This window comes from Streptococcus sp. 1055, from assembly GCF_013276815.1.
Taxonomy (GTDB): Bacteria; Bacillota; Bacilli; order Lactobacillales; family Streptococcaceae; genus Streptococcus; species Streptococcus pseudopneumoniae.
The window spans coordinates 1-5,886 of record NZ_VMLT01000058.1 but is presented as its reverse complement, the minus strand read 5'-3'; the positions used below and the strand labels follow the sequence as shown (position 1 = coordinate 5,886).

General features: G+C 43.1%; 5 protein-coding genes and 1 pseudogene. 2 read left to right on the top strand and 4 right to left on the bottom strand.

Translation table 11 applies throughout. From position 1 onward, the window contains the following. Positions 1 to 84 precede the first annotated feature (84 nt). Together HT699_RS05790 and HT699_RS05785 are read right to left on the bottom strand one after the other, a co-directional pair. Positions 85 to 522: an Rrf2 family transcriptional regulator gene (locus HT699_RS05790; protein WP_001166796.1), complete on the bottom strand. Its 438-nt coding sequence runs from the start codon at positions 520 to 522 to the stop codon at positions 85 to 87. Between the two features lie 75 nt (positions 523 to 597). Then, positions 598 to 1,440: a metallophosphoesterase family protein gene (locus tag HT699_RS05785; protein WP_023940446.1), complete on the bottom strand. Its 843-nt coding sequence runs from the start codon at positions 1,438 to 1,440 to the stop codon at positions 598 to 600. A 111-nt stretch (positions 1,441 to 1,551) separates the two neighbouring features. On the opposite strand from HT699_RS05785, the gene HT699_RS05780 reads away from it, so the two are divergent. Beyond that, on the top strand, positions 1,552 to 2,202 hold the full coding sequence (locus HT699_RS05780; RefSeq protein WP_172934168.1) for a metal-dependent transcriptional regulator: 651 nt from the start codon (positions 1,552 to 1,554) through the stop codon (positions 2,200 to 2,202). Positions 2,203 to 2,418: 216 nt separating this feature from the next. Next, positions 2,419 to 2,784: pseudogene (locus HT699_RS12170) on the top strand (hypothetical protein). 31 nt (positions 2,785 to 2,815) lie between these two features. Here HT699_RS12170 and dtd read toward each other — a convergent pair. Further along, on the bottom strand, positions 2,816 to 3,259 hold the full coding sequence (dtd, locus tag HT699_RS05770; RefSeq protein WP_000691425.1) for a D-aminoacyl-tRNA deacylase: 444 nt from the start codon (positions 3,257 to 3,259) through the stop codon (positions 2,816 to 2,818). 29 nt (positions 3,260 to 3,288) lie between these two features. Further along, positions 3,289 to 5,511, bottom strand: a complete 2,223-nt coding sequence (locus HT699_RS05765; RefSeq protein ID WP_138701986.1) for a bifunctional (p)ppGpp synthetase/guanosine-3',5'-bis(diphosphate) 3'-pyrophosphohydrolase — start codon at positions 5,509 to 5,511, stop codon at positions 3,289 to 3,291. Between the last annotated feature and the right edge of the window lie 375 nt (positions 5,512 to 5,886).

Sequence of the window (5,886 nt, the reverse complement as noted above, 5' to 3'; positions counted from 1 at the left end):
CCTGCGGCTAGCTTCCTAGTTTGCTTTTTGATTTTCATTGAGTATAAAAACCTTCTCATAAGCTTTTTTATTTTAAAGAAGAATTCACTCCTTCATCTGACTCTCTGCATCAGCCACAACTTGCTCTAAACTAGTCTGACCAAGCTCTGCCTCCATGGCCAGCTGGATTCTCTCCAATTTTTGATCCAAAACATCATGAATATGGGCTCCAACTGGACAATTTGGATTTGGATTGTCATGGAAACTGAAGAGTTGACCAGTCTTACCAAGACACTCAACCGCCTGATAAACATCTAAAAGACTAATATCCTTGAGATCCTTGACAATCTCAGTTCCCCCTGTTCCACGCGCAACTGAAATCAGCTCTGCCTTCTTCAACTGGGACAAGGTTTTTCTGATAATGACAGGATTGACCCCGACACTAGCAGCCAGAAAATCACTGGTCACCTTGCTTTCCTTCCCCTTGAGGGCAATGATTATCAGCATATGAGTCGCAATGGTAAATCTACTTGGAATTTGCATCCTCTTCTCCTTTTTACGAGGCTCCCCTGCCTCTACTCTTCTTTTTCTTTTATTATACCCTTTTTAGTTGTAATGTCAATCGTTACCACCTTTTAACCAGTCGTCTAACTCCCGATCGTAGCCCTCTTTCTGGGCCAATTCTCTCAGAAATTCCTGATGATGAGTATGGTGGATCCCATTGACCAGACTTTCATAGTAAACCTCAAAATAGGGAAGTTTAAGATCTTTAGCCAACTGCAATTCAGCTGCCACATCGTAGTCTACCCGTCGGAAGTTCATATCTACCAAGCCCTTGTCATCAAACTCCAAAATCATATACTGGGCCCGCAAGTCCTTCCGCAACTGAGCATCTAGAAAGAAAGGCTGCCCAATCGAACCCGGATTAACAATCAATTGCCCACCAGTACCGTAACGAAGCAACTGCTGGTGAATATGACCATAAACAGCAATATCACAAGGTGGATTGGTCACCAAGCGGTCAAAATCCTCTTGCGCCCCAGTATGAATCAACTCTCGCCCCCAGTTCTTATCAGGAAGATGATGGCTAATTCCCACCGTCAAAGCCCCAAACTGACGATGAAGCTGGAGTGGTTGATTGTGGAGCAGTTCAATTTCTTCTAGGGAAATTTCCTCTAAAACATACTGGCACTGGCGCAAGAGATAGCGTTGACTGGGACGAGTACTATCCAATTCCTTGCGGACACCATGCCAAAGACTGTCTTCCCAGTTTCCCAAAACTCTAGCTGTAATCGGTAGTTGAGCCAACAAGTCCAAAATCCTTCTACGCCCTGTCCCTGGCATGAGAATGTCTCCCAAAAGCCAGTATTCATCCACTCCTAGCTGCCGAGCATCTGCCAAAACAGCCTCTAAAGCAGTGGTATTTCCATGAATATCTGAAAGAAGAGCTATTTTCGTCATATCCATCTCCTCGTTTTTTCTCTTGCAATAAGTATAACATAAAAAGTCACAGCTAGAGAAATCTAGCTTTTTTTGATATACTAGATAAAGATATTAGACAAGAGGAAACGAATGACCCCAAATAAAGAAGATTATCTAAAATGTATTTATGAAATTGGTATAGACCTGCATAAAATCACCAACAAGGAAATTGCTGCCCGCATGCAAGTCTCTCCCCCTGCCGTAACTGAAATGATCAAACGGATGAAGAGTGAAAACCTCATCCTAAAGGACAAGGAATGTGGCTATCTACTGACTGACCTCGGCCTCAAACTGGTCTCTGAGCTCTATCGTAAGCACCGCTTGATTGAAGTTTTTCTAGTTCATCATTTAGACTATACAAGTGACCAGATTCACGAGGAAGCTGAGGTCTTGGAACACACTGTCTCTGACCTGTTCGTGGAAAGACTAGATAAACTGCTAGGTTTCCCTAAAACCTGCCCCCACGGAGGAACCATTCCTGCCAAGGGAGAACTCCTCGTTGAAATCAATAACCTGCCACTAGCTGACATCAAGGAAGCTGGCGCCTACCGCCTGACTCGGGTGCATGATAGTTTTGACATTCTCCATTATCTGGATAAGCACTCACTTCACATCGGTGACCAGCTCCAAGTCAAGCAGTTTGATGGCTTCAGCAACACCTTCACTATCCTCAGTAAAGAAGAGGATTTACAAGTAGGTATGGACATTGCCAAACAACTCTATGTCGAAAAAATCAACTAATTTCTCAAGTCCCCTACCAACCCTGAAAGTTTGATTTTCAGGGTTTTCTTATCTATTTTTTATATCAAAAACGATAGTAAGCGCTTCCATAATCCAACTAAATATTGTATAATAATTATATAAACTATTCCGTCACTAACAGAGGAAAAAAGGAGGGCTTATCATGAAAAAATCATCTTCATCAAAACCATTGAGCTCCTTGTCATTGATGGAATCATGCTGGGCATTTTGGCTTTTAAAGAGGTGCTTACTTGGGATTGTATTTTGATTTATAGCGGTTAGCTCATTTTCTTTCACCCTGTGCTGTTGACCTATCTTTCTAACCAGCTTTGTGACCACTTTAGTCAACTCTATTTCCAGATTAGACCGAGATTCTGGCGCTTTGCCTTACAAATCCTTCTATGGGATATCCTGATGATTCTCTCCTTGATATGTTTAAGTGGTACCCCACTTTTCCTTCAGGGGACTCTCCTCATCCTAGGACATCTCATCCCTTCCTATCGCACCTGCCAAATCCTGAAACAAGACTTTCCCCAAGCCTATCAAGCACCGATTTCTTTTGGAGTATTTTATGATAGATGAGAAAAACCAAGCCGGCTGGGCTTGATCTTTCTTATCTATTTTTAGTATCTAGGATAATGGTAACTGGCCCATCATTGACCAGCTCAACCTGCATATCCGCTCCAAAGATACCTGTCTGAACAGGCACTTCTTGCGCTAGTTTTTGGTTGAAAACATCATAGAAGTCTGATGCCATATCAGGTTTGGCTGCTTCTGTAAAGGCTGGACGATTGCCTTTCTTGGTATCCGCAAAGAGGGTAAACTGGGAAATAGAAAGGATTTCTCCTTCAATATCTTTGACAGATAGGTTCATCCTGCCTTCTGCATCTGAAAAAATCCGCATATTGACCAGTTTTCTCACAGCATAGTCCAAATCTTCCTCTTGGTCCTCTGGTCCAACACCAACCAGCAATAAGAGCCCCTGATTGATTTTTCCCTGAACCTGACCTTCGATACTGACTTGGGCTTTTTTAACACGTTGGATAATGATTTTCATAATAGCCTTTCTAGTAAGAACTCAGACAATTAACCGTTGGTTCGTTTGACAGAGTAAACTTCTGGCACACTCTTAATCTTGTCCACAACCGTAGTCAGCGTCGAGAGGTTGGTAATGCCAAAGGACACATGGATATTGGCAAATTTCATATCCTTGGTTGGTTGGGCATTGACTGTTGAAATATTCTTGGTTGTGTTTGAGAGAACTTGCAGTACATCGTTCAACAATCCTGTACGGTTGAGGCCATAAATATCAATATGAGCCATATACTCTTTATTTGAGCTAGAGTACTGACCTTCCCACTCCACATCAAGGAGACGTTGCTCGTAGTTTTCTTGGGCGCGCAGGTTCATACAGTCCACACGGTGAATAGCCACACCACGACCCTTGGTAATGTAGCCGACAATATCATCACCAGGCACGGGGTTACAACACTTGGCAATCCGCACTAGGAGACCAGAAGCACCTTCAATGACCACACCACCTTCATGCTTGACCTTGAGGGTTTCTTTATTTTCAACCTTGACCTCGCCACCTTTGACAAGTTCTTCTGCCTCAGCCTTGGCCTTGGCACGTTCTTCTTCACGACGTTCCTTTTCAGTCAGACGATTAAAGACAGTAATAGCACCGATTTCCCCAAAACCAATGGCCGCAAAGAGGGAGTCTTCTGTCTTGTAGCTGGTCTTTTGCAGGACTTGGTCCATATGACGCTTGTCCATAAATTTATTGGCCACATAACCATTTTCTTGGAACTGGGTCATCAACATTTCACGACCCTTATTAACAGATAATTCCTTATCTTGGTTTTTAAAAAACTGACGAATCTTGTTGCGCGCCTTGCTGGTCTTGACCATATTGAGCCAGTCGCGGCTAGGTCCAAAGGAGTTGGGGTTGGTGACAATTTCAACCTGATCCCCTGTTTTGAGCTTGGTTGTCAGTGGAACCATACGGCCGTTGACCTTGGCACCAGTCGCTTTTTCACCGACTTTAGTATGGATTTCATAAGCAAAGTCAATAGGTCCTGAATCTTTTGGAAGAGAACGGACAGCTCCATCTGGTGTAAAGACGTAAATCTCCTCAGCCAGATAGTTTTCCTTAACAGAGTCCACAAATTCCTTGGCATCATCAGCCTGATCTTGAAGCTCCATCATCTCCTTGATCCAGTTCATCCCAATAGCAGACTCCTTGCTGTTAACCTGCCCCTTAACGCCTTTCTTATAAGCCCAGTGAGCCGCAACCCCGTACTCAGCCACCTCGTGCATGGCCTTGGTCCGAATTTGGAATTCAATCGGCCCTTTTGGCCCATAGACAGTCGTATGGATAGACTGGTAACCATTTGCCTTGCGGTTAGCGATGTAGTCCTTAAAGCGACCAGGCATGGGTTTCCAAAGTTCATGCACATAACCAAGCATGGCATAAACATCACTTTGGGTATCCAAAATACAACGAATGGCAATCAGGTCATAGATTTCCTCAAACCGTTTTCTCTTGTCCTGCATTTTGCGGAAAATTGAGTAAATATGCTTGGGACGACCATAAATCTTCCCTTTCAAGTGACGATCTATCGTATACTCCTCTAATTTTGTGACTACCTCATCCACCAAGGCTTCACGCTCTCTGCGCTTTTCCTTCATCATATTGGTAATCTTGTAAAACTCTGTCGAGTTGAGATAACGGAAAGACAGGTCTTCCAATTCCCATTTGACACTGGAAATCCCCAAACGGTGAGCAAGTGGGGCATAGATTTCCATAGTTTCTTTGGAAATGCGCTCCTGCTTGTCTTTTCGAAGATGTTTCAGGGTTCGCATATTGTGCAAGCGGTCAGACAGTTTGACCAAGATAACGCGGATGTCCTCAGACATGGCCATGAGCATCTTGCGATGATTTTCAGCCAACTGCTCTTCGTGAGACTTGTACTCGACCTTGCCAAGCTTGGTGACTCCGTCAACAATCACGCGCACATCGGGACCAAACTCTCTTTCCAAATCGTCCAAGGTCGCATCTGTATCTTCCACCACATCATGCAAGAAACCACAAGCTACCGTTACAGCATCCAGCTTGAGTTTGGCTAGAATACCTGCCACTTGAATAGGGTGAATGATATAAGGCTCGCCTGATTTGCGGTATTGACCACTATGACAATCCACCGCATAGACCAAGGCCTTATGGACAAAATGGACATCCTCTTCCGTTAAATATTTTTTGGTTAAAGCGACAACTTCTTCGCCTGTTAAATTCACTTCTTTTGGCATCTCTACTCTCCAATTCTTCCTACCATTTTATCACTTTTTTAAGAATATGAAAACTAGATTGGAACAGAATAAGAAAAAAATAATTCAGAATTGCTTGATAATTCTGAATTATTGGTCCATAATATACTACGAAGTTAGATTTTAAACTTAGGTGATAGAAGGAGAGATAGAAGAACGGAAACCATATTGTAACCCAAAGACTTTTTGACTTCCCCAATTTCCCTGAAGATACGAAAGATAAACGTATCACATACACTGGTACCTTGACTGGATTTTGGAATTAATACTCAATAAAAATCAAAGAGCAAACTAGGAAACTAGCCGCAGGTTGCTCAAAGCACCGCTTTGAGGTTGTAAATAGAACTGACGAAGTCA

Bases quoted from the DNA above. Each gene is read 5' to 3' on its own strand.
- HT699_RS05780 (WP_172934168.1), top strand. From the start codon at position 1,552: ATGACCCCAAATAAAGAAGATTATCTAAAATGTATTTATGAAATTGGT.
- HT699_RS05765 (WP_138701986.1), bottom strand. From the start codon at position 5,511: ATGCCAAAAGAAGTGAATTTAACAGGCGAAGAAGTTGTCGCTTTAACC.
- HT699_RS05790 (WP_001166796.1), bottom strand. From the start codon at position 522: ATGCAAATTCCAAGTAGATTTACCATTGCGACTCATATGCTGATAATC.
- dtd (WP_000691425.1), bottom strand. From the start codon at position 3,259: ATGAAAATCATTATCCAACGTGTTAAAAAAGCCCAAGTCAGTATCGAA.
- HT699_RS05785 (WP_023940446.1), bottom strand. From the start codon at position 1,440: ATGACGAAAATAGCTCTTCTTTCAGATATTCATGGAAATACCACTGCT.